At 57.8% G+C, this 21,158-nt stretch carries 25 protein-coding genes; 23 read left to right on the top strand and 2 right to left on the bottom strand.

Annotated elements, in window-relative coordinates; translation table 11 throughout:
• Positions 1-27: 27 nt before the first annotated feature.
• The gene (locus FHW77_RS14640; protein WP_004441184.1) at positions 28-558 is read right to left on the bottom strand and encodes an outer membrane protein assembly factor BamE; all 531 of its coding nucleotides are present in this window, start codon (positions 556-558) and stop codon (positions 28-30) included.
• Between the two features lie 271 nt (positions 559-829).
• Here FHW77_RS14640 and FHW77_RS14635 point away from each other — a divergent pair, with 271 nt between their 5' ends.
• From FHW77_RS14635 to FHW77_RS14565, 15 genes are all read left to right on the top strand, one after another.
• Positions 830-1,369 carry a ubiquinol-cytochrome C chaperone family protein gene (locus tag FHW77_RS14635; RefSeq protein WP_004441188.1) on the top strand — a complete coding sequence of 180 codons (540 nt, stop codon included), beginning with the start codon at positions 830-832 and terminating at the stop codon, positions 1,367-1,369.
• A gap of 7 nt (positions 1,370-1,376) precedes the next feature.
• A complete protein-coding gene (locus FHW77_RS14630) occupies positions 1,377-1,940 on the top strand; it encodes a YceD family protein (protein WP_006697939.1) in 564 nt (187 codons plus the stop codon).
• Between the two features lie 101 nt (positions 1,941-2,041).
• Positions 2,042-3,103 (top strand): phosphate acyltransferase PlsX, encoded by a 1,062-nt coding sequence (gene plsX, locus FHW77_RS14625; protein ID WP_004441191.1) that lies wholly within the window; start codon positions 2,042-2,044, stop codon positions 3,101-3,103.
• Positions 3,104-3,107: 4 nt separating this feature from the next.
• Positions 3,108-4,079: a beta-ketoacyl-ACP synthase III gene (locus tag FHW77_RS14620; protein ID WP_004441193.1), complete on the top strand. Its 972-nt coding sequence runs from the start codon at positions 3,108-3,110 to the stop codon at positions 4,077-4,079.
• 243 nt (positions 4,080-4,322) lie between these two features.
• Entirely contained in the window at positions 4,323-4,661 is a 339-nt protein-coding gene (locus tag FHW77_RS14615; RefSeq protein WP_006697942.1) for an integration host factor subunit alpha, read from the top strand.
• Positions 4,662-4,937: 276 nt separating this feature from the next.
• The gene (locus FHW77_RS14610; protein ID WP_004441196.1) at positions 4,938-5,471 is read left to right on the top strand and encodes a MerR family transcriptional regulator; all 534 of its coding nucleotides are present in this window, start codon (positions 4,938-4,940) and stop codon (positions 5,469-5,471) included.
• A gap of 84 nt (positions 5,472-5,555) precedes the next feature.
• The gene (locus FHW77_RS14605; RefSeq protein ID WP_044458767.1) at positions 5,556-6,284 is read left to right on the top strand and encodes a thermonuclease family protein; all 729 of its coding nucleotides are present in this window, start codon (positions 5,556-5,558) and stop codon (positions 6,282-6,284) included.
• A gap of 558 nt (positions 6,285-6,842) precedes the next feature.
• Positions 6,843-9,434 (top strand): DNA-directed RNA polymerase, encoded by a 2,592-nt coding sequence (locus tag FHW77_RS14600; RefSeq protein ID WP_182590595.1) that lies wholly within the window; start codon positions 6,843-6,845, stop codon positions 9,432-9,434.
• 79 nt (positions 9,435-9,513) lie between these two features.
• Complete coding sequence (locus tag FHW77_RS14595) at positions 9,514-9,663, top strand: hypothetical protein (RefSeq protein WP_162180300.1); 150 nt, start codon at positions 9,514-9,516, stop codon at positions 9,661-9,663.
• Positions 9,664-10,072: 409 nt separating this feature from the next.
• Positions 10,073-10,750 carry a hypothetical protein gene (locus FHW77_RS14590; protein WP_182590594.1) on the top strand — a complete coding sequence of 226 codons (678 nt, stop codon included), beginning with the start codon at positions 10,073-10,075 and terminating at the stop codon, positions 10,748-10,750.
• Positions 10,751-11,099: 349 nt separating this feature from the next.
• Positions 11,100-11,783, top strand: a complete 684-nt coding sequence (locus tag FHW77_RS14585; protein ID WP_149741539.1) for an ssDNA-binding protein — start codon at positions 11,100-11,102, stop codon at positions 11,781-11,783.
• Between the two features lie 2 nt (positions 11,784-11,785).
• Complete coding sequence (locus FHW77_RS14580; RefSeq protein WP_113049071.1) at positions 11,786-12,208, top strand: endodeoxyribonuclease; 423 nt, start codon at positions 11,786-11,788, stop codon at positions 12,206-12,208.
• On the top strand, positions 12,199-12,849 hold the full coding sequence (locus tag FHW77_RS14575) for an N-acetylmuramoyl-L-alanine amidase (RefSeq protein WP_149741538.1): 651 nt from the start codon (positions 12,199-12,201) through the stop codon (positions 12,847-12,849). Before FHW77_RS14580 ends, FHW77_RS14575 begins: the two co-directional genes overlap by 10 nt.
• A 106-nt stretch (positions 12,850-12,955) precedes the next feature.
• Entirely contained in the window at positions 12,956-13,168 is a 213-nt protein-coding gene (locus tag FHW77_RS14570) for a helix-turn-helix domain-containing protein (RefSeq protein WP_182590593.1), read from the top strand.
• 163 nt (positions 13,169-13,331) lie between these two features.
• Entirely contained in the window at positions 13,332-13,475 is a 144-nt protein-coding gene (locus FHW77_RS14565; RefSeq protein ID WP_162730948.1) for a hypothetical protein, read from the top strand.
• A gap of 18 nt (positions 13,476-13,493) precedes the next feature.
• On the opposite strand, the gene FHW77_RS14560 is transcribed toward FHW77_RS14565, so the two are convergent.
• Positions 13,494-13,871 carry a hypothetical protein gene (locus FHW77_RS14560; protein ID WP_182590592.1) on the bottom strand — a complete coding sequence of 126 codons (378 nt, stop codon included), beginning with the start codon at positions 13,869-13,871 and terminating at the stop codon, positions 13,494-13,496.
• 202 nt (positions 13,872-14,073) lie between these two features.
• On the opposite strand from FHW77_RS14560, the gene FHW77_RS14555 reads away from it, so the two are divergent.
• The 8 genes from FHW77_RS14555 (at position 14,074) to FHW77_RS14520 (ending at position 21,035) form a co-directional block, all read left to right on the top strand.
• Positions 14,074-15,540 (top strand): DnaB-like helicase C-terminal domain-containing protein, encoded by a 1,467-nt coding sequence (locus tag FHW77_RS14555; RefSeq protein ID WP_182590591.1) that lies wholly within the window; start codon positions 14,074-14,076, stop codon positions 15,538-15,540.
• A 115-nt stretch (positions 15,541-15,655) separates the two neighbouring features.
• Positions 15,656-16,420: a hypothetical protein gene (locus FHW77_RS14550; RefSeq protein ID WP_182590590.1), complete on the top strand. Its 765-nt coding sequence runs from the start codon at positions 15,656-15,658 to the stop codon at positions 16,418-16,420.
• Positions 16,421-16,429: 9 nt separating this feature from the next.
• A complete protein-coding gene (locus FHW77_RS14545) occupies positions 16,430-17,032 on the top strand; it encodes a hypothetical protein (RefSeq protein ID WP_182590589.1) in 603 nt (200 codons plus the stop codon).
• Between the two features lie 54 nt (positions 17,033-17,086).
• A complete protein-coding gene (locus tag FHW77_RS14540; protein ID WP_210277015.1) occupies positions 17,087-19,138 on the top strand; it encodes a DNA polymerase in 2,052 nt (683 codons plus the stop codon).
• The gene (locus tag FHW77_RS14535; protein WP_149741534.1) at positions 19,110-19,331 is read left to right on the top strand and encodes a hypothetical protein; all 222 of its coding nucleotides are present in this window, start codon (positions 19,110-19,112) and stop codon (positions 19,329-19,331) included. The genes FHW77_RS14540 and FHW77_RS14535 overlap by 29 nt, the downstream gene beginning before the upstream one ends.
• The gene (locus FHW77_RS14530; RefSeq protein ID WP_182590588.1) at positions 19,331-19,735 is read left to right on the top strand and encodes a hypothetical protein; all 405 of its coding nucleotides are present in this window, start codon (positions 19,331-19,333) and stop codon (positions 19,733-19,735) included. Before FHW77_RS14535 ends, FHW77_RS14530 begins: the two co-directional genes overlap by 1 nt.
• Positions 19,732-20,478 (top strand): exonuclease, encoded by a 747-nt coding sequence (locus FHW77_RS14525; protein WP_182590587.1) that lies wholly within the window; start codon positions 19,732-19,734, stop codon positions 20,476-20,478. Before FHW77_RS14530 ends, FHW77_RS14525 begins: the two co-directional genes overlap by 4 nt.
• A complete protein-coding gene (locus tag FHW77_RS14520) occupies positions 20,454-21,035 on the top strand; it encodes a deoxynucleotide monophosphate kinase family protein (protein ID WP_149741532.1) in 582 nt (193 codons plus the stop codon). The genes FHW77_RS14525 and FHW77_RS14520 overlap by 25 nt, the downstream gene beginning before the upstream one ends.
• Positions 21,036-21,158 lie beyond the last annotated feature (123 nt).

The following is a 21,158-nucleotide window of genomic DNA, read 5'->3' as shown; positions in this document are numbered from 1 at the left end:
CCTTTGAATTTTCCGTTCCTGCTGAGGTCAGGGCGTATTGCCGCCCTGGCCGAGAATGCTCTTGGCGATATTGGCGCCCGAGGTGCCGCCGGAAAGCAGCTGCTGCAGGAAGGTGAGGTCCTTGCCGCCTGTCGGCGTGGTGCGCGAAATCGTGTCGAAGACCTTGCCGTCCTGCAGCGTGTAGTTGGCCTTGCGCTCGATGACGCCGTCCTTGTTGAAATAAATGGCGAGAATGTTCTGTTCGACCAGCGACGGCTTCATGAAGGCCGCACGGCGCACACGCTTCTGCGAGATGTAATAGAACACTTCATTGCCGAAGGTCGCGGTCGTGGAGGGCGTGCCCATGGTCAGGAGAACCTGCTCACGGCTCGAGCCTTCCGGGATCAGCTGGAGCGACTGCTCGTCCATGACATAGCCGTTATGGAATACATCTGTCGTGCTGGTGCAGGCGGAAAGCAGGCTGGATGCGAGCACGATTGCGATGGCGGTCTTGCTCAGAATTTTGCCGTGACTTGCGGATTTCTGCTTGCTCAACTGCTTTTCCCCGACTGCGATCATGAATGGCACCTTCCGGCATTGCGTGGTGCACAGTGTCTGTGCACATGATTGTGTCAATCCGGGGACGGAAAATCCCGATCACCCCCCAAATTCAATGCTTTCCCGGCCTTTTGGAACTCCTCCGGTTCTCTTCGACTGTTTCAGCGCAAAGACGAACGTGACCGCGACAGCATTGCAATTCGTGGATGCTTCGGTAAACCAGCTTTGACGATCATGCAACAAGTGCGATGGGCGGTAAGCGCATTCACCCGTCCCGTTCGGAAAAAAAACGATGATATTCGGGCTGTTCAAGAAGAAAAACAACAATCGCGCCATAGTTGACAGGCAATATGCGACCTTGACGGCAGCAGCCCGCACACCCGAATTTTATCTCGATCTCGGGGTACCGGACACTGTAATGGGCCGTTTCGAGATGCTGTCAGTCATGATGATTCTCTATTTCCGCCGCACCAAATCCTCCGGTGTCAGCGGGCAGGAGATTGCCCAGGAGATTGTCGACGCCTTCTTTCAGGACCTTGATCACTCCATCCGTGAGCTTGGCATTGGCGATCAGGGCGTGCCAAAACGCATGAAGAAATTCGCCGGCATGTTTTATGGCCGTCTCGAATCCTACGCGGCGGCGCTGGATACGTCCGACCTTGCGGCCCTTGCCGCGGCACTCCGGCGCAATATATATCCGCAGGCAAACGAGAACGCGCCGGCGCTGGATGGGCTGGCGGGCTGGATGATGGAGGCTTCTTCCGTCCTTGCCGCCTGTTCCGAAGAAACAATTGCAACCGGAAGCCTGACGCTGCCCTTGCCTGGACGATGAGGTTCACATGAACGCGCGACACGCCGCAAATGACGACCTGCCTTTCTCCTATCCCGTGAAGGTAGGCCATATTTCCGCCAATCCCGTCAGGATTGGTCTCGAAGCCGATGCCGAGGAGCTCAAGGCGCTGGCGAAATTCTGGGACGTGGTTTCCGTCGAATATCTGAAGGCAGAGCTGCAGGTATCCCGCTGGAAGAAGGATGGCGTGAAGGTAAAAGGCGAGGTGCATGCGGCCGTGACCCAGTCCTGCGTCGTGACGCTGGAGCCGGTGTCGAGCAAGATCGACGAGACTGTCGAGCAGATTTTCGTGCCGGAAGGTTCGAAACTGGCGCGGATGGTCACGAACGAAGAAGGCGAAATCGTGCTCGATCCCGATGGTCCCGACATTCCCGATCAGTTCACCGGCGACAGCATCGATGTCGGCGCTGTCGTTGCCGAATTTGCCGCCCTTGCCATCGATCCCTATCCGCGCAAACCGGATGCGGCGTTCCCCGAAACGGCCGAAAAAGAACCTGAAGAAGAGAAGCGGCCATCGCCCTTTGCCGTGCTGAAAGATTGGAAAAAAGACTGAATGGCCCAGCCGGGCTGAAATAATTTTATTGTAACGAAGGCCGGAAAAGGTATTTTCGCGCAAAATCCGCTTGATTGGCGGCAAGTAAGGATAAGGGACGAGTGATCAGAATTGCAATTGACGTCATGGGCGGCGATTTCGGCCCAGATGTTGCCATCCCGGGTGCCGCCAAGGCGCTCGAACGGCACAACGATGTAACTTTTCTGCTCTACGGGCAGAAGAGCAAATGCGACCCCATTCTGGCACAATATCCCGCACTTCGGGAAAAGTCGGTCTTTCACGATTGTGAAGTCTCTGTCAGCATGGACGAGAAGCCCAGCCAGGCGCTGCGCCGCGGCCGCTACGTCTCCAGCATGTGGCGCGCCATTGAGGCCGTGAAACTCGGCGAGGCTGACGTCGCCGTTTCCGCCGGCAATACCGGTGCGCTGATGGCCATGGCGAAATTCTGTCTGCGCACCATGGCGCGGGTGGAACGCCCGGCAATCGCCGGTATCTGGCCGACACTGAAGGGCGAAAGCATCGTGCTCGACATAGGCGCGACGATCGGCGCCGACTCCCAGCAGCTTCTGGATTTCGCCCTCATGGGCGGCGCCATGGCGCGCGCGCTCTTCGATATCGACCGTCCGACGGTCGGCCTGCTCAATGTCGGCGTCGAGGAGGTGAAGGGTCAGGAAGAGGTTCGCGAGGCCGGACGGCTGATCCGCGAGGCAGATCTCGGCACCATCGATTATCGCGGTTTCGTCGAAGGTGACGATATCGGCAAGGGCACGGTTGATGTCGTGGTGACCGAAGGTTTCACCGGCAATATCGCGCTGAAAGCGGCCGAAGGCACCGCCCGCCAGATCAGCACGTTGCTGCGTGAGGCGATCTCCCGCAGCTTCTTCGCCAAGATCGGTTATGTTCTCGCAAAGAGCGCCTTCGACGTGCTGCGTGAAAAGATGGATCCGCGCAAGGTCAATGGCGGCGTGTTTCTCGGCCTGAACGGCATTGTCATCAAGAGCCATGGCGGTACGGATGCCATCGGTTTTGCTTCCGCCGTCGATGTCGGCTACGACATGGTTCATAACGGCCTGACGGCCAAGATAGAAAACGATCTCAAGATTTACCACGCAAGACGGCTTCCGCCCCCGGCGCCCGAAGCACTCGTGGCTGACGAGGAATAACGGAATGATCCGCTCTATAGTTCGTGGTTTCGGGGCAGCGCTGCCGAAGCGTGTGATGACCAACAGCGAAATCGAAGGCGTCGTGGAGACGTCAGACGAATGGATCGTGCAGCGAACCGGCATCAAGCAGCGCTACATCGCCGGCGAAGGTGAAACCACCGCGTCTCTCGGCGAAGCGGCGGCGCGTGCGGCTCTCGACAATGCCGGTCTGACGCCCGACGATATCGATCTCATCATCCTGGCCACCTCGACGCCGGATAACACCTTCCCCGCGACGGCAGTGAACATCCAGAACCGCCTCGGCATGACCCACGGCTTCGCCTTCGACATGCAGGCTGTCTGCTCGGGCTTTGTCTATGCCGTCTCTACCGCCGACCTCTATGTTCGAGGCGGCATGGCCAAGCGCGTTCTTGTAATCGGCTCCGAGACCTTTTCGCGCATTCTTGACTGGAAGGACCGCACCACCTGCGTTCTCTTCGGCGATGGCGCCGGCGCGCTTGTTCTGGAGGCTGGGGAAGGCGAGGGTACCTCTGCCGATCGCGGTATCCTGACGGCGCAGCTGCGTTCCGACGGTTCGCACAAGGAAAAGCTCTATGTCGATGGCGGGCCCTCAACAACGGGCACGGTCGGTCATCTGCGCATGGAAGGCCGTGAAGTGTTCAAACACGCCGTCGGCATGATCACCGACGTGATTGAACAGGCATTCGAAGCCACGGGCACCACGGCAGACGATCTGGACTGGCTCGTTCCGCATCAGGCCAACAAGCGCATCATCGACGGATCGGCGAAAAAGCTCAACATCGACCCGGAAAAGGTCGTCATTACCGTCGATCAGCATGGCAATACCTCCGCGGCCTCCATTCCGCTGGCGCTTGCCGTTGCCGCAGGTGATGGCCGCATCAAGAAGGGCGATCTTGTCATGCTGGAGGCCATGGGCGGCGGTTTCACCTGGGGTGCGGTGTTGCTGCGCTGGTAAAGGCGCGATTTCAGCGTTTGCCGGGGCGGTGAAGCGAAATCCGCTGTGATTTTCGCGCTCACGCCCCGATAAGGCGCGTCTTGACGGCTCGGCCTGTGTCAAAACCGTATCAGTTGCTCTAAGCCCTTGCAGCGATTGCCGAAAGCCGCAAATGAATCTGGAACAGTCCCTTGACCGGCCGCCACAAGGGAAATAATCTCGGCGTCTCCTAGAGAAGAATTCAGACACGGTTTGTGGGGAAAAATGGCCGGGAAGACAGTGACACGCGCAGATCTTGCAGAATCTGTGTTTCGTAAAGTCGGGCTGTCCCGCACCGAATCCGCTGAGCTGGTCGAAACGATTATCGACGAAATATGCAACGCGATCACCCGCGGCGAAGTCGTCAAGCTCTCCTCTTTCGCGACGTTTCAGATCAGGGAAAAGAACGAGCGCATTGGCCGCAACCCGAAGACGGGGGAGGAAGTTCCGATTTCCCCACGTCGCGTCATGACCTTCAAGGCTTCGAATGTATTGAAGCAGCGCATTCTGAAAGCGCATACCGCCCGTAAAGCCAAGCAGAAGGGCCAGAAGTCCGGTACGTAAGCCTTCGCGCGAAGCAGCGCCATGGCGCGGTTTTGCGCCTCCGTAAGCCCTTTTTCCCATTCTTCCTGTGAACATGCTTGAATTTCAACGCGCAAGCCGTTGAAATCCGGTCGACTCACATCATAATCAATTTTAGTGATTTGTATCCTGCCGCAACCGGTGTTGGCGCGAAGGTCGGACCTGACCTTGCGTGATATGCGGGCCGACGGGTGAAAAGCGTTCTCGTTCAGTGTCCGGCCGGATGCATGGCGCTCCGGTTCGGATGGGAGTGGAAATTTGGATAAAAGCCCCGACGCGTTTCGGACGATCAGTGAAGTGGCGGATGAGCTGAACCTGCCGCAGCATGTGCTGCGTTTCTGGGAAACGCGCTTTCCGCAGATCAAGCCGATGAAACGGGGCGGGGGCCGCCGTTATTACCGCCCTGATGACATCGACCTGCTGAAAGGCATACGTCATCTTCTTTATGACCATGGCTACACTATCAAGGGCGTGCAGAAGCTGCTGAAAGCCAATGGCAACCGCTTCGTGGCTGCCATTGCCTCCGGTGATCTCGCGACCATGGAAGCCATCATGGCGGCGAGCGGCGAAAAGGAAGTCAACGAGCCGCGGGTTATCGATACCGATGGCGATGAGGTCGTCGGCCGTCCGAAGGCGAAGCCAAGCGGCCGGTTTTTCGGTTTTGGCGGTGGCGGCAGCGACGCTGAAATATCGGTGGGCAAGTCCGGCATTGGCAAGGATGACCAGGCGCTTTTGCAGGAGGCCCTGTTTGATCTGCTCGAATGCAAGCGCCTGCTGGATCAGGTTCGCTAAACCTTTTCCACAGCTGTTTCGGGACGCCAACCTTTCAGAAACCCCTTTTGCCGATAATGCGGCTCCGTAAAAAGGAGTCCGACCGTGAGCAACCGAAAATCGACAGCGCGACGCCGCACGGCGAAGAAATCGAGTGGCGGTAGCGTTTGGCCCTGGGTGCTGATGCTGGGTGTGGTTGCCGGCGGCATTCAGGCCTACGAACATCGCGATAGTCTTTTGCCGCAGCGGGCTGTTGCTAAGGCGACGTCTTCGGCAGCCAACGCTCCTAAAGTCACGACGGCGGCCAAGCGCGAGGCGGTTACCTCCGAGAAAGTCGCGGCCATGCGCCCTGCTGCCCCCGTCCTGCCCGGCAACGCACCGGTTCCGCCACGCCCCATCGCCATGCCGCCTACGGCCTCTCAGAACAAGGTCGCAGCTATCCTGCCGGAAACCCGCCCGTCAGTCGAAAAGGTCTCGCTCGGCGAAAAAAGCGGCACTTTTGCCTTTTGCGGCCGCTCCGGCCTCAACAATTGTGTGGCCGATGGCAACACCTTCTGGATGAAGGGCGTCAAAATGCAGCTCGCCGGCATTGAGGTTCCGCAGATCGACCGGGCGCGCTGCATGGAAGAACGCCAGCGCGGTTTCATTGCGAAAGTCAGGCTTCGCGAAATGCTGAACGCCGGCGCCTTCGATGTCGCATCTACCGGTGCTGCGGGCGGGCAAACTACGGAACGGACACGCCTTTCGCGTTCAGGCGTCTCCTTCGCCGATCAACTCGTGCGCGAAGGTCTGGCCCATCCGCTCTCGGGAAAAAATCAGTCCTGGTGTGGCTGAGGCCCCGTTGACCGAAACGGCCCGGACTGTGTAGATGAGGCGCGGTCGTGTTTAAGGTCGGCCTTTGCGCCGGCCACCTGAACGATGACAGCATTTTTGCAGCGACTTGACCCCAAACGGTTCATGGCGCCGCAATGCGGACGTGGCGAAATCGGTAGACGCAGCAGACTTAAAAGATCACCTTTAGTCTAGTCATCCGTGGATAGTTTCAGAATAGAGAGGCGTGGAACCTAGCAGTTCTGCGCCTTTTTTACGGCTTATAACTATCCACTACTGCATAACAGATCGTTTTTGCATAGTTGGTTCCTCTGCCTGTGGCAGGACTTGTGGCGTAAAAGCGGGAATTTGACGTCCTACTGAGCCAGCACCGCAGGCAATTACCCCACACTTAAGGAAAAGACGGCAAGGGCATCCCCTTCGTAACGAGAGGGTGATTAGCCGTGCGCCGATTACCCCTCACCATAGGCATCTCACAAAACCCCTCACCATAGGCCCAGTCCCCGGTTCACTTACTTAGGTGTTCCGAGGGCGGGCCTTTTCTTTTGGAAGGCTCTTCCCTTGATCGACCTCGACACCACCAACGAACTTTTTCTCGCCGCCCATGGATGCCTCCCGACCGAGCATGAAGCTTGGGAAAAGCAGATCGCTCTTGAAGAAGAGATGCGTTCGGCAGGTATCGCCCGCTTCGAGAAGGGCTTGGAAAAGAACCGGGAGAAGAACGCCGAGGCGTCCAATCTCTCTTCGCGCCGCATGATCATCCATGCACACGCTCAAGTGATCGCTGGTCTTGAGGCATTTCTAGCCGAGGCAAGCTCAGGCAAGGCAGGGAAGAAGCATACCGCCGTGGCGTATCTCAAAGATGCGGACCTCGACGTGGTTGCCCATCTCACGCTGCGAAACCTCTTCGATTACGTCTCCATGCGCATGAAGCTCACGCCGCTGTCCATCCGGCTCGCTGCGATGGTCGAGGATGAGCTGTTTTTCAACGCGTTCAAGGGTCACGACAAGGACGCCTATGAATACGCAAGGAAGAAGATCAGCGAGCAGACGCAAAACGCGGTCCACCAGAAGCGCGCCATGACCAAGCATGCCAAGCATAAGGGTGCCGAGTGGCAAGACTGGAGCCAAGACGTGAAAGCCAAGGTCGGCTTGAAGCTGATCGAGATCGCCGTGGAACAGACCGGCCTCTTCGAGATCGTCCGTCAATCGGAAGGCGCGCACAACACCAACATTTATGTGGTCGCTACCAAGGAAACGTTGGATTGGCTGGCCACGGAGAACTCCCGCCTTGCGCCGTTGTCTCCGGTCTATCTTCCGACCCTAGTTCCGCCGCGTCCGTGGACCTCTCCATTCCGAGGCGGCTACTGGTCGGGCAGGGTTCGCAACCTCAGGCTCATCAAGACCGGCAACCGTCAGTACCTGATGGACCTTGAGAGCGTGGATATGCCGAAGGTCTACCACTCGATCAACGCGATGCAGAACACAGCTTGGTCAATCAATCACCGCGTCTATGAGGTGATGGCCTCGCTTTGGGATAATCAATCCACCCTCGCATGCATACCCCAGGCTGATGATATGCCGCTCCCGGAGAAACCCATGTGGCTCGCCCCGGAAATGAAGAGGGAAGACATGTCGCCGGAGCAGCTCGAAGAGTTCTCGCGTTGGAAGTCCGAGCGGACCACCATCTACGAGGCGAACGCCCGTGCCGTCTCCAAGCGTCTGGCTTTCTCCCGCATGCTGGGCGTTGCCACTCGGTTCAAGGATGAGGAGGAGTTCTACTTCCCGCATCAGATGGACTTCCGTGGTCGCGTCTACGCTGTCCCGCTCTTCCTCAATCCCCAGGGCGATGATGCGTCCCATGGTCTCCTCCAGTTCGCAAACTCGGTCCCGATCACGAACGAGGAGGGGGCTGACTGGCTTGCCATCCATGGCGCTGGTCTTTGGGGCGTGGACAAATGCTCGATGGATGAGCGTGTCGAGTGGGTCATGGCGAACCAGAGGGAAATCCTCGCGTCCGCTGAGAACCCCTACGACAACCGCTTCTGGTTGACCGCAGAGAAACCATGGCAGGCGCTTGCGTTCTGCTTCGAGTGGCAGGGCTACGTTGCCGAGGGCTTCGCCTTTCATTCGCACCTGCCGGTACAGATGGACGGCACATGCAACGGCCTCCAGAACTTCTCGGCCATGCTCCTGGACGAGATCGGCGGGGCAGCAGTCAACCTCGTGCCCAGCGACAAGCCCAACGATATCTATGCCACGGTCGCTTCGGTCCTTATCGCGAAGCTCCGTGATATCGCTGCGGCATGCCCGGAAGACACGACCACCAAGGAAGTGAAGGACAAGGAGACGAAGGAGAGCAAGACCATCGTTGTTGAAAGCGATGGTTCGATGGCTCGGAAGTGGCTGGCCTACGGCATCACCCGCAAGGTGACCAAGCGCCCAGTCATGACGCTTGCATATGGTGCATCCGAGTTCGGCTTCCGGGAACAGGTGTTCACCGATACGGTCACCCCCTGGAAACAGGCAGCGGGCGAGGCGTTCCCCTTCGAGGGCACCGGCTTCGCTGCGGCTTCCTTCCTCGGTCTCCTCATTTGGGATTGCGTGGGTGAAGTTGTGGTCGCGGCTGCGGGTGCCATGGACTGGCTCCAGAAGGTGGCCAAGATCGCGGCTAAGGAAAGCCTGCCCGTCATCTGGAATACCCCGGCTGGCCTCAAGGTCATGCAGGAATACACCACGAGCGAACAGAAGCGGCTTGAGCTGACGTTCCAGAAGGTGCGCCTCCAGCTCTCCATCGACGTTGCATCGAAGAAGATCGACAAGCGCAAGCAGGGGAGTGGCATCTCGCCCAACTGGGTCCACTCAATGGATGCGGCTCACATGCAGCTCACCGTTTCCCGATGCCACGACGAAGGTATTCGGTCCTTCTCTCTCATCCATGACAGCTACGGAACTCACGCGGGTAACGCCTGGGCGATGGCTCAATTCCTTCGGGAAGAGTTCGTCAAAATGTACGGGGACCACGATGTCCTTGCTGAGTTTGGCCGAGAGATTACGGCCATGCTCCCCGAAGGAACCCAGCTTCCTCCGCTCCCTGAAAAAGGCTCCCTGGATTTGTCTCAAGTCCTTGAGAGCCCTTTCTTTTTCGCCTGATCAATCCACTAGTGGAAACATTTGCGATGGTGATTACCCCTCACCATAGCAATCCTCACGAATCGACAAGGATTTTCCCATGACCACCAACGTCAATGAAATGCAGTCCACCCTCGGCAAGGCAATCGTACTCTGGAAGTCTGGCCGCAATGTCAGCTTCGCAATGGCCACGGAACTCCGTGAGCAGGGCTACGATGTCGCCGCGCTAGCCAAGGCTCATCGAGCATGAGCGTTCATCCCAAGCCCTGCGTCTCCTGCCGGTTCCATGGTGATAGTTATTGCTACAACATGGACGTGGCCAAACCGGACGCGGTGAGCGGTTTCAGTTACCGCATGTGTTACGAAGCCCGCCTCAAAGGGAGACCTTGTGGTCCCGATGGCGCTCACTTCGAACCCCGGAAGACGCTCCTCCAAAGGATAAAGGGGGCGTTCAAAAGTGACGCCTCCTGAGATCACGCCGAACACAGTCTCCTCATGGTGCCGCACCTTGTCCCTCCATCGGGAAGAGCTGGCGAGCAAGCCCTGCCATCAAGCAGCACTCAACATCCAAAACGCACAGCGCATATTGAACCAGACAGTCGCCCAGGTTCGGGCTGGCTTTCGTCTGGTCAAGCGCACCTGACAAATAGGAAATGCGAATGACGAAACTTACGCCTGCCATCTACGGCGCAGCCCCGAAAGACTTGGGCGAAATGAAGCTCGACACTTCCGAGATGATGTTCTGGCTCTACCTGCCAATCAAGATGCCCGGAACATATTCCGAGCAGTTGCCCAAGCAACTCGACCCATACTTGGAGATCATCGACCGCGTTTATATGGACGTGAACAAGACCTACGGGCGGCAGCGCTGGAAGGACAGCTACGTATACCTCTCGGTCAAGGTTCTGCATGTCACTCCCGATGCCCCCGGCAATCGCCCTGGCTGGCACAGTGATGGCTTCCTTACAGGTGACCTGAACTACATCTGGGCCGACCGTAACCCGACTGAGTTCTTCATCACCGACCGGCCCTTCAAGGTGGTCGAGGACCATAAGGAATCGATGCAAGTCTTCCACCGAATGGCAACCTTGGCTCTGGCCTCAGCCGGTGACCGCCTCGAACACGCCAAGGTCAACCACCTCTACCGCCTCGATCAGACCGTCATCCATCGGGTGTCACTGAACGTTGACAGCGGCAAGCGGGCATTCGTGAAGGTCTCGGTTTCCGACAAGCCTTACGTCCAGCTCGGTAACTCCATCAACCACCTGCTGCCTAAACATCCGCGTCCTTCATTGGCACGTCAGGCCGAGCGCAACTGCCCGCAGGGTGGTGCATGATCTACCTCCGCATCCGAGGCAAGGTGGCACGTATCGTGGACTGCCCTCGTTGCAATGGCTCAGGTGTTAGAACGTTGCGGTCGGGAAGCGTTCTCATATTACAGCCTGACGGTAGCCTGTCCGAGATGATGACGGGTCATACTTGGCGCTGCCGCTGCCAAGCTGGAAAGATCGTGACCCATCCTTGGACCCGAGGACGCAGCCTGCCTCCCTTAATCGCAGCCAATATCCACCGCCGCTAAGCGATTACCCCTCACCATAGCAATTCTCATAACCGCCCAAGCTCGCCCCCTGCGCCACCTCGGCCAGGGGGTTTTTCTGTTTGGGCCAAGCCAACGGAAATTCAACAATGGCAAAAGCCCCCCAGCGTCCGACCCTCACTTCCATGAAGGGCGCTTTCAAATTCCCCAAGCTCACCGTGCCGGACACCAAGTTCAAGGCCGAGGGTGAATACTCCGTCAAACTCGTGGTCGCATCCGATGCCCCCGGCGTGGCTGACTTGATCAGCAAGTGCGACAAGGCCGCAGCCGACAGCCTCAAGGAAGCCAAGGCAAACGCGAAGAACGTGGCCGAGGCCAAGAAGTGGGAGACGAAGTATCTCCCGTATGCATACCTCGAAGACGAAGAGACCGGCGAACCCACGGGTGAGGTCGAGTTCAAGTTCACGATGAAAGCTTCCGGCGTCTCGAAGAAGACCGGCAAGCCGTGGACCCGCAAGCCGTCCCTGTTCGATGCCAAGGGCAAGCCGATCAAGGACGAGCCGGAAATCGGTGGTGGCACCATCGGTAAGATCAGCTTCCAGATTATCCCCTATGCCCCGACCACAACGGTGGGTGCTTCCGCCAAGCTGGCTCTCGAAGCCGTCCAGATTATCGAGCTGCGTCAGTTCGGTGACAAGTCCGCATCCGCCTACGGCTTCGGTGAGGAAGAAGGCTACGAGTACACCAAGGACGAAGACGACGACAGCACGTTCCCCGATGGTGACGAGGACCAGTCCGGCGCTCCTGATGAAGAAGAGATGGTGGACTTCTAATCATGGGATACCGCACCCCCGCCGACAAGCTGGGAGATGTGGGCCTACGTGAAGGCTTTCGCTCAGGGCTGGAGGAGAAGGTTGCTGACCAGCTCCGCGCCCTGGGCATCGAAGTGAAGTTCGAAGAGCGCCGGGTGAAATACACCAAGCCCGCTCGGACGGCCACTTACACCCCGGACTTCGAGCTGCCGAATGGCATCATCATCGAAACCAAGGGTCGCTTCGTCACCGCCGACCGCCAGAAGCATATCCTCATCAAGGGCCAGCACCCCGAGCTGGACATCCGCTTCGTCTTCTCAAACTCGAAGGCGAAAATCTCCAAGACCTCCGCGACGACTTACGCCGACTGGTGCCGCAAGAACGGTTTCCAATTCGCGGACAAGACCATCCCCCTCGGGTGGATCAAGGAAACCCCATGTCAATGAAATCCCGTACCCGCACGGACTACATCGCCGTGCATTGTGCGGCCACGCGACCGTCCCAGGACATTGGCCGCGCTGACATCGACCGCTGGCACCGCGCCAAAGGCTGGCTGATGATCGGCTATCACTTCGTCATCCGCCGCGATGGTCGCGTAGAAACCGGGCGTCCGGTTGATGCTATCGGCGCTCACGTCGAAGGCTACAATTCTGTCTCGGTCGGCATCTGCCTTGCTGGTGGTGTCGATGAACATGGCCGCAGCCAGGACAACTTCACGCCTGCCCAGTATGCGGCGCTTGCCGAGCTGCTCATCGAACTCAAGGCCAAGTATCCCAAGGCCACCATCCAGGGGCACCGCGACTTCCCGAAGGTCGCCAAGGATTGCCCATGCTTCGACGTGCGGAGCTGGGTGAACCAGACCGGCGTGTTCCTCACGAAGGAACCCGTGGTCAATCCCAAGCCCGTCGAAGGCACTCCGAAGAAGGCACCGAAGGACAACGGCTGGGCGTACCACACGATTGTCGAGGGCGACACACTGTTCGCCCTGGGCCGCAAGTATGGCGTCTCGGTCGATCAGATCACCGCACTCAATCCGGGTATCCGGGTCAAGTCTCTCAAGATCGGCCAGACCGTCCGGGTTCGCTGATTACCCCTCACCATAGCAATCCTCACAAATCACCCTCGGTCCACTCGGGCCGGGGGCCTCTGTGTTTCCAGCGCCAATGCGCAATCAACAACCGATAGGAAATCCAATGACAACCAAGATCGAGCGCATCCGCCAGCACTTCTTGTCTGGTCGCTCTCTCACCCAGCTCGAAGCAATCGGCCTATACGGTGCCTTCCGGCTCGCCGCCCGTGTCCATGAACTCAAAGCCAGCGGCATGAAGATCGACACAAAGATGAAGGAAGACCCGAACGGTTCGCCGTATGCGGAATACAGCCTCCGGTCCGCGAGGGTCCGTTAATGGATTGGCTCTTCAAAGACATCGCTGAGTTCATGCCTGGGCCGGAGAAGTTCTTCGCCATCTTGATCATGATCACCGTGGCGCTCTCGTTCTTTCTCTTTTGCCGATGAAGAAACCGAGGCCATCTCTGGTTCGCCTCCCGGTCGTCTCTCTCGATGCCGTCATGACCATGATCGTCACCAGCTACGCCCAAGCGCTAGCCGGGTCGGTCGGTCGTGGTGAGTTGACGACCGCGCAGGCCAGTAACATCATCGACCATGCCAACGTGCTGATGCTCGAAGGCGTCAACAAGCTTTCGATCGATTAAGCGTTCGTGTGAAGATGCTCAGTCGTAAAGCCATGGCATTGGATCATCGTACCACTTCTCGATTTTCGTTTCGACAACTTGCACCTTCTTTTCGAGCCTACGCACGTGCACCCGTTCCACCAACCACACTGTGAAACAAGCAGTCGAACCGAAGACAAGTCCTGCAATCATCAGAAGCGTTGCTAGCTCCGTGGAGTTCCGACCGGACCACCACGAAGCTGCGGCGATTAAGAGCATCCAGAAGAAGACCAAGCCAGCCTGTGTGCCAAAGCGCATGTGAGTGAACAACTCACCTTCAACCAGCTTTTTCTCCTCGTAAAGAACGTCGAGAAGCATGGTGTGAAGAGCTTCTTGCTGATGCTTGTTGAAGTGCTTGTAGTCCCTGACGGCTACCATCTTATCCCCCAATAACACCTCAACCTTACATCAAGACATGACAGAAGAAAGCTCCTTCGTTCGCAAGGAGCCATGCCCCAAGTGCGGCTCAAGGGACAACCTTGGCCGGTACTCGGACGGTCACGCCCATTGCTATGGCTGCGGCTACCGCGAGCGGGGCGATGGCTCCAGCTACACCCCATCAAAACCCAAAGGCACAACAATGTTTGACCCTATCCAGGGCGAGTACCGCGCTTTGCCGAAGCGTGGGCTGACCGAAGAGACGTGCCGAAAGTTCGGTTATCTGGTCGGCCAGAACAAGCACGGCAAGACCGTGCAGGCCGCTCCTTACTATGACGAGGAGGGCAACCTCGTGGGCCAGAAGACCCGCGATGCTGACAAGAACTTCTCCTTCCTCGGCTCCTCTCGTGACGCCCTTCTTTTCGGGCAGCACCTTTGGCCGTCCGGTGGTCGCCGGGTGGTGATAACCGAAGGTGAGATCGATGCAATGTCGGTCTCCCAAGTTCAGAACCACAAGTGGCCCGTGGTCTCCATCCCGAATGGTGCCCAGGGTGCCAAGAAGTCCCTCGCCAAAAACCTCGAATGGCTCAACTCGTTTGAGGAAGTTGTTCTGATGTTTGATCAGGATGAACCGGGCAGGGAGGCCACCCGAGCGTGTCTCGATCTCTTCCCCTCGGGCAAGGTCAAGATTGCCGAGCTTCCCCGCAAGGACGCCAATGAAATGCTCATGGCAGGCGAGGGGGACAAGATCGTCCAGGCTGCGTGGAACGCTAAGACCCACCGACCGGACGGCATTGTCACCCTCGGGGACATCAAGGAAAAGCTGCTCAAGCCAATCGAATGGGGTCTCCCTTGGTGGCTCGGCTCTCTAACCGAGCTAACCTATGGTCGGCGCTATGGTGAACTCTATGCCCTCGGAGCTGGCACGGGTATCGGCAAGACCGACTTCCTCACCCAGCAGATCGTCTACGATATCACCGAGCTTAACCAGCCGGTCGGCCTGTTCTTCCTTGAGCAGCAGCCCGAGGAAACCGGACGGCGTGTAGCCGGAAAGCTTGCCGGTCGTCGCTTCCATGTTCCCGATGCGGGATGGACCGAAGGCGAATTGACCCAGGCCGTGGACCAGCTCGAAGCTGGCGGCAAGCTCTTCCTCTATGACAGCTTCGGTGCGACCGACTGGGAAGTCATCCGCGAAACTATGCGGTTCCTCAACAAGTCTGAGGGCGTCCGCATCTTTTACCTCGACCACCTCACGGCACTCGCTGCCGCCGAGGAGGATGAGCGCAAGGCCCTCGAAGTCATCATGGCTGAGATCGGCGGTCTCGTGAAAGAGCTGGACTGCATGATCATCCTCATCAGTCACTTAGCCACCCCCGAGGGCAAGCCCCACGAGGAAGGTGGTCGCGTCATGATCAGGCATTTCAAAGGCTCCCGAAGCATCGGCTTCTGGTGCCATTACATGTTTGGCCTGGAGCGCGATCAGCAGCACGAGAATGAGGAGCTTCGGTCCATAACTACCTTCCGGGTTTTGAAGGACCGATACACCGGCCAAGCAACTGGCAAGGTCATCTATCTCGGTTACGAGCAAGAGACCGGGCGGCTCTTCGAGACCACTCTGCCGGAAGAGCGTCCGTTCGAAAACGAGACTTCCGACGACATTCCGTTCTAGGAATTTCATCCTCACTATCCACAACCAGAAACAGAATAGGAAATTTGTCCTAGCTCTTTGCCGTGCTTTGAGTTACACAAATGTTCCTGTTCTGTTCTAATTTAGGGAACCGCAAATGATGCACCAAGACACCAGCATGCACGTCCTCTCCGCAGTAGCCGCAATTGGTGCACTCGGGAAAGAGAACAGGGAACTATCTGGCGACAACCAGAAACTCATCAGGGGAGCAGCCAATCAGGCCGCGACTATTCGGACGCTCGAAGAGCGCAACTCCAAGCTGGAAGCCGAGGTCACCCTTGAAAAGTACAATGTCGAGTTCCTGAAAAACCAGGGCCGAAAGACGCGGTTCAAGAACAGGGAAACCAAGAAGGCTTTGAGCCAAGCCCGAAACCATCTAGGCCAAGTTCTCGACCGGGCCGAACGCGCAGAAGCAGCGAACGCAACCCTTAGCGCCGCAATGAGCAAGCTGGTCGCGGAGAAGGTGAAGCTCTTGGAAGAGAAGGAAAAGCTGGAACTCGCCATTGACCGCATGGTCGAAGGTGAGCGTCTGCCGTTCCAGATCGTCACCGAGAAAGCACCCTTCAACGTCCTCGTCTACAAAGGCGGTCCTAAGGATTTTCAGATGGATCAAGTCGTGGTCCGTCAACTCGGGATGTCCCTTCGTATCGCCCCTGAACATCGCCGTGATCTTCTGGCGCATGCCGCTATGGCAAAGGAAGCTGCCGCAAAGGTTTCCGAGAAGATGGAGCTGGCAATCCTCGAAGCACTCCGAGGTGAGCCGGTGACCCATGGTGAGATCAACCAAGCTCGCCACGCATACTACGTCGAGCGCACCAAGCGCTTTATGGACCCCGACCTCTACCGTCACCCGCTTTTCTAAGGAAACCTCATGCACTCTCTGCACAACATATTCCCCAACGTGGGAGCGCTTCCGGCTGCTTGGAAGACGGAACTTTTCTGGCTCGGCGCTACTGCCTATCCCTTCAAGCCTGTCCTCTCGGGCGGCGCGCTTCGTGACCATTTCCATGGTGCTGAGGTGAAAGACCTTGACGTCTTCCTACCGTATGGTCCGGGTCTCGTGTCCGCTATTGATGCAGCCCTCCAGTCCTCCGGCTGGCTACTGACCCAATCCATACCGCCTTCTTGCGCTGGTCTAGGTGAAGTCGTGGAAGTCCGAGGCTACCAGAAGGACGGCGAGACCGACCTCAACATCATCTTCCTGGACCCCGGTGTCGATTACTCGGCTCTCGGTGTTGCTCAGCGGAATGACTTCGGCATTTGCCAGATCGCCGCCTGGATCGAAGATGACGAGTGGCGCTTCGAATATACCGATGCCTTCATTGAAGACGTGATGGGGAAGACCTTCACGCTTCATCGAGAGGGTGACGAAGCCCGCAGCCTGCGGCGCTACGAGCGGCTCAAAGAAAAGTACCCCGACCACACATTGGTCACCCCGAACATTACCCCCACGACGAACCTCCTTCCGATCTAATCGAAGGGGGTTTTTTCTTGCTCGTGGGTGTCACTCCCGCGAGAGGACATCCCTTTGATCTCCCCACCATTCATCTGGCGGAACCCTGACGGTTCGCCGGTTGCTATCAGCGGTCCACGCTATAACTTCGACATTGAGACAAACGGTCTCCTTGATGCCACCGACCGCATCCATTCCATTTGCATGGAAGACCTCGACACCGGGGTCATTTACTCAGCACACGATCACGCCGACACCTGGAAAAACCCGAACGAAGCAGCGGGTATCGTGATCACCATCACCATTGAGCAGGCCGTGTGCGTGCTCATGGAGGCCGGTGAACTCATTGGCCACAACATCATCAAGTTCGACATCCCGGCTATCCAGAAGGTGTTTCCGTGGTTCAAGCCGAAAGGCCGCATCACGGACACCTTGGTCCTCTCTCGTCTCATCTTTCCGAACCTCGGGGACTGGGATGCGAAGCAGTCCCGCAAGGGGAAGTTCCCAGGCAAGCTCATCGGCTCTCACGGCCTTGAAGCCTGGGGCCTTCGCCTCGGGGAGTGGAAGGGTGACTACTCCAAGATGATGGAGGAGCAGGGGCTTGACCCTTGGGCGCACTGGTCTCCTGAAATGCAAACGTATTGCGAGCAGGACATCAGGGTCACTGGGGGTCTCCTCCAGCGGATTGAAGCGAAACGTTATGCTCCTCAATCAATAGAGCTGGAGCATGCCTTCGCCACCATCATCGCAATGCAGGAGCGTTACGGCTTCGGCTTCGATGAAGAGGGCGCTGCTCGTCTCTATTCCACTTTGATCGCCAAGCGGCAGGAGATCGCGGAGAAGCTCAAGGTTTCCTTCCCGCCGATCACCGTTCGAACCCCGTATGTCCCCAAGGTCAACAACAAGACCAAGGGGTGGGTCAAAGGCGTACCGACCTTCAAGGAGAAGGTTGTCGAGTTCAACCCATCATCCCGCCAGATGATCGCCCAGCGCTTGAAGGACTTCGGCTGGGAACCCGAGGAGTTTACGCCCAATGGCCAACCGAAGGTCGATGAAACAATCCTCTCAAAGCTTCCCTGGCCAGAAGCCAAGGTTCTTGCTCATCACTTCCTTATTGAAAAGCGAATTGGACAACTGGCCGAAGGAGATCAAGCCTGGCTGCGTCTTGTCCGTAAAGGACGTATCCATGGTGGCGTCAATACGAACGGTGCCGTTACCGGGCGCTGTACCCACTCTCGTCCCAATGTCGCCCAAGTTCCCTCAGTCGGCGCGCCATACGGTGAAGACTGCCGAGCATTGTTCTGTGTCGCCAAAGGCCGGAAGCTTGTCGGTGCCGACCTCTCGGGCCTGGAGCTTCGTTGTCTCGCTCACTTCATGGCTCGCTATGATGACGGCGAGTATGGCCGGATGCTTCTCGAAGGAGACATCCACTGGGTCAACGTCCTCGCCCTTGGCTTCGTCCCAGCCGGGACCGAGCGTGATGAGGAACGATTCCCCATCCACAAGCTCTTCCGAGGCGGGGCCAAGACGTTCATCTACGGCTTCCTCTATGGTGCCGGTGATGCGAAAGCCGGGTCTATTGTGGCAGACATCGCCATGCGTGAAGTCCGAGATGGCCTAGGCTGCTCGGTTTACAAGCGGTATTTCCCAGCCAAGAATGAGCTGGGGTATAACCCAAGCCCGAGTGAGGACGACCTCAAACGGGTAGGGAAGCGTCTCAAGAAGAGCTTCCTGGATAAGACCCCGGCCATCGCGAAGCTTCGTGAGGCTGTAAAGAAGGCCGCAGAACGTGGCTACCTCATTGGCCTGGATGGCCGCAAGTTGCACATCCGGTCACCCCATGCAGCTCTCAACACCCTCCTGCAATCCGCAGGTGCCCTCATCGCCAAGCAGGCGACCGTCTTTGCATATCTGGAGCTATCCAGACGTGGATATCAATTCGAACGTGACTTCGCCATCGTGGCGCATGTGCATGACGAATTGCAGGTCGATGCCCGCGAACCAATCGCCACCGAAGTCGGAGAAGTCCTCGTCCAGTCGATGAGGGATTGCACCGCTCACTTCAAGTTTCGCTGCCCAATCGACGGAGAGTTCAAAATTGGCAACAACTGGAAAGAAACTCACTGACGTTCTCAGCCGCGCTTGGCATGGCCCGTTCAAGACCAAGAGCGATTTTGCACGAGAAAACGCTGACATGATCGGCATGGCCGCATCGGACGGCTTCATCACCACCCGCATCGCCACCGGCATGTATGGTCGTGAATGGCGTATCACGGCTTCCGGCATCCAACACCTCCATACGCTGCGGGGTGAAGCCTGATGTTTGATCGCAACTACCGGGGCGGAGATCATTTCTCCTCCTCGACCCATGTAACCCAGCAGCCTCACGATGCCGCAGATGCTGCTCGTCTTTACGGCGAGATCGAAGCCAAGGCCCAGGCCAAGGTTAAGCAGGTGGTGCATCAGCAGCTCGATAGCATCAGCGCCGAGTTCGTCACCCTCCACGCTCAGCGCACCGTCATGGACTTCAAGGACCATTTCCACGTCTTGTTCAAGGTAAACGGCAAGGGAATGGAGGCCCGCATAGAGGTTGATGAGCTGGACAAGCGGAAGGAACCCTCCGTCGAAATGATGGTCTACCGGAAGATTGCCGAGGGTATCACCGAAGCCATCCTCCAGCAGCTCGCCCCGCATCTCTACTCTCTCGGGAGGGGTTTGCGATGAGCCGAACCCTCCTAATCGACGCTGACGTGGTGGCCTATCAAGCTGCTGCAGTTTGCGAAAAGGCGACCGACTGGGGCGATGGTTACTGGACGTGGCATGCAGATGAGAACGAGGCAAAGGCCAAGGTTCTCGAAGCAATCGACCGGACGATGGCCGAGCTGGGAGGCACGGCTATCAAACTCTGCCTTACCGATAGCGAAGGAAACTTCCGGTTCGGCGTCCTGCCTTCCTACAAGGGAAACCGGAAGGGCACCAAGAAACCCTTGGTCCTCAAGGCAATCAAGCAGTGGCTCATTGACGAGCATGACGCTTATTTCCGCCCCGGCCTGGAAGGTGACGACTGCATGGGCATCCTCGCCACTGCGAACATCATCAAGGGCGAGAAGGTCATCGTCTCCATCGACAAGGATATGAAGACCATCCCCGGCCTTTTCGTCCATCGCCTCGAAGACGGCATCATGGAAATCTCGGAAGCCGAGGCCGACTACTGGCACCTCTACCAGACGCTCACCGGGGACACCACGGACGGCTATGCCGGTTGCCCTGGGGTCGGCCCGAAGAAAGCCGAGGCTCTCCTTGGGGATGACCCGAGCTGGGCCACGGTCGTCAAGGCATTTGAGAAGGCTGGTCTCACTGAGGCCGATGCTCTCCAGCAGGCCCGCGTTTCCCGCATCCTCCGCGCATCCGATTACGACTTCAAGAAAAAGGAACCAATCCTTTGGACCCCAAGAACCCCAACCTGATTGCCTTCTATTCGCCTGCGGCACAGATGGGGAAATCCACGGCAACCCGGCTCCTCAAAGAGGGGCTGGGCTACCAGAACGTTAAGTTCGCGGACCCCCTCAAGGCAATGACCCGCTGCTTCCTGGAGCAGATCGGCGTCCCTCCTGAACAAATCGAAGACTACGTTGAGGGTCACCTCAAGGAAGAACCCCTCACGGAGTTCGGCTTTGACGGCCTCACCACCCGCAAGATCATGCAGACCCTCGGTAAAGAGTGGGGTCGTGATCAGATCGACCCTAACCTCTGGACAACGATCGCTGCCCGTAAAGCCCGCCGCATCATCGCAGACGGCAAGCGAGTAGTGATCGATGATATGCGCTTCCCGAATGAATACGACCTCGTGAAGAACATGGGTGGCGAGACGTGGTGCGTCTATAACCCCCGCGTGGAAATCCCTGTTTCCGGCCATCAGTCGGAAGGACTTCTCGCCAATCACGCCTTCGATAAAGCGCTCATCAATGCAGGGACGATTGAAGACCTGGAGCAGTCGGTAGCAGAGGCGGTCACCCGCTTCTGATTACCCCTCACCATAGGAGGCTCCTTTCATGTCTCAATCCATTCCACCAATTCCCGAAGGTTTGCTCAAGGAGCTGGAGAAGCGATTTCCCCCAACCTATCCCGACATTTCCCTTTCCGAGCG

The organism is Agrobacterium sp. RC10-4-1 (assembly GCF_014138475.1).
Classification (GTDB): Bacteria; Pseudomonadota; Alphaproteobacteria; order Rhizobiales; family Rhizobiaceae; genus Agrobacterium; species Agrobacterium pusense.
Note: the sequence above shows the minus strand (reverse complement) of the source record. Positions and strands in the feature narration are given on the sequence as shown.

Excerpts from the sequence above, each read along its gene's own strand:
- FHW77_RS14640 (WP_004441184.1), bottom strand. The coding sequence starts at position 558 with ATGATCGCAGTCGGGGAAAAGCAGTTGAGCAAGCAGAAATCCGCAAGT.
- FHW77_RS14635 (WP_004441188.1), top strand. The coding sequence starts at position 830 with ATGATATTCGGGCTGTTCAAGAAGAAAAACAACAATCGCGCCATAGTT.
- FHW77_RS14630 (WP_006697939.1), top strand. The coding sequence starts at position 1,377 with ATGAACGCGCGACACGCCGCAAATGACGACCTGCCTTTCTCCTATCCC.
- FHW77_RS14620 (WP_004441193.1), top strand. The coding sequence starts at position 3,108 with ATGATCCGCTCTATAGTTCGTGGTTTCGGGGCAGCGCTGCCGAAGCGT.
- FHW77_RS14615 (WP_006697942.1), top strand. The coding sequence starts at position 4,323 with ATGGCCGGGAAGACAGTGACACGCGCAGATCTTGCAGAATCTGTGTTT.
- FHW77_RS14595 (WP_162180300.1), top strand. The coding sequence starts at position 9,514 with ATGACCACCAACGTCAATGAAATGCAGTCCACCCTCGGCAAGGCAATC.
- FHW77_RS14590 (WP_182590594.1), top strand. The coding sequence starts at position 10,073 with ATGACGAAACTTACGCCTGCCATCTACGGCGCAGCCCCGAAAGACTTG.
- FHW77_RS14585 (WP_149741539.1), top strand. The coding sequence starts at position 11,100 with ATGGCAAAAGCCCCCCAGCGTCCGACCCTCACTTCCATGAAGGGCGCT.
- FHW77_RS14580 (WP_113049071.1), top strand. The coding sequence starts at position 11,786 with ATGGGATACCGCACCCCCGCCGACAAGCTGGGAGATGTGGGCCTACGT.
- FHW77_RS14575 (WP_149741538.1), top strand. The coding sequence starts at position 12,199 with ATGTCAATGAAATCCCGTACCCGCACGGACTACATCGCCGTGCATTGT.
- FHW77_RS14570 (WP_182590593.1), top strand. The coding sequence starts at position 12,956 with ATGACAACCAAGATCGAGCGCATCCGCCAGCACTTCTTGTCTGGTCGC.
- FHW77_RS14565 (WP_162730948.1), top strand. The coding sequence starts at position 13,332 with ATGACCATGATCGTCACCAGCTACGCCCAAGCGCTAGCCGGGTCGGTC.
- FHW77_RS14560 (WP_182590592.1), bottom strand. The coding sequence starts at position 13,871 with ATGGTAGCCGTCAGGGACTACAAGCACTTCAACAAGCATCAGCAAGAA.
- FHW77_RS14555 (WP_182590591.1), top strand. The coding sequence starts at position 14,074 with ATGTTTGACCCTATCCAGGGCGAGTACCGCGCTTTGCCGAAGCGTGGG.
- FHW77_RS14550 (WP_182590590.1), top strand. The coding sequence starts at position 15,656 with ATGATGCACCAAGACACCAGCATGCACGTCCTCTCCGCAGTAGCCGCA.
- FHW77_RS14545 (WP_182590589.1), top strand. The coding sequence starts at position 16,430 with ATGCACTCTCTGCACAACATATTCCCCAACGTGGGAGCGCTTCCGGCT.
- FHW77_RS14530 (WP_182590588.1), top strand. The coding sequence starts at position 19,331 with ATGTTTGATCGCAACTACCGGGGCGGAGATCATTTCTCCTCCTCGACC.
- FHW77_RS14525 (WP_182590587.1), top strand. The coding sequence starts at position 19,732 with ATGAGCCGAACCCTCCTAATCGACGCTGACGTGGTGGCCTATCAAGCT.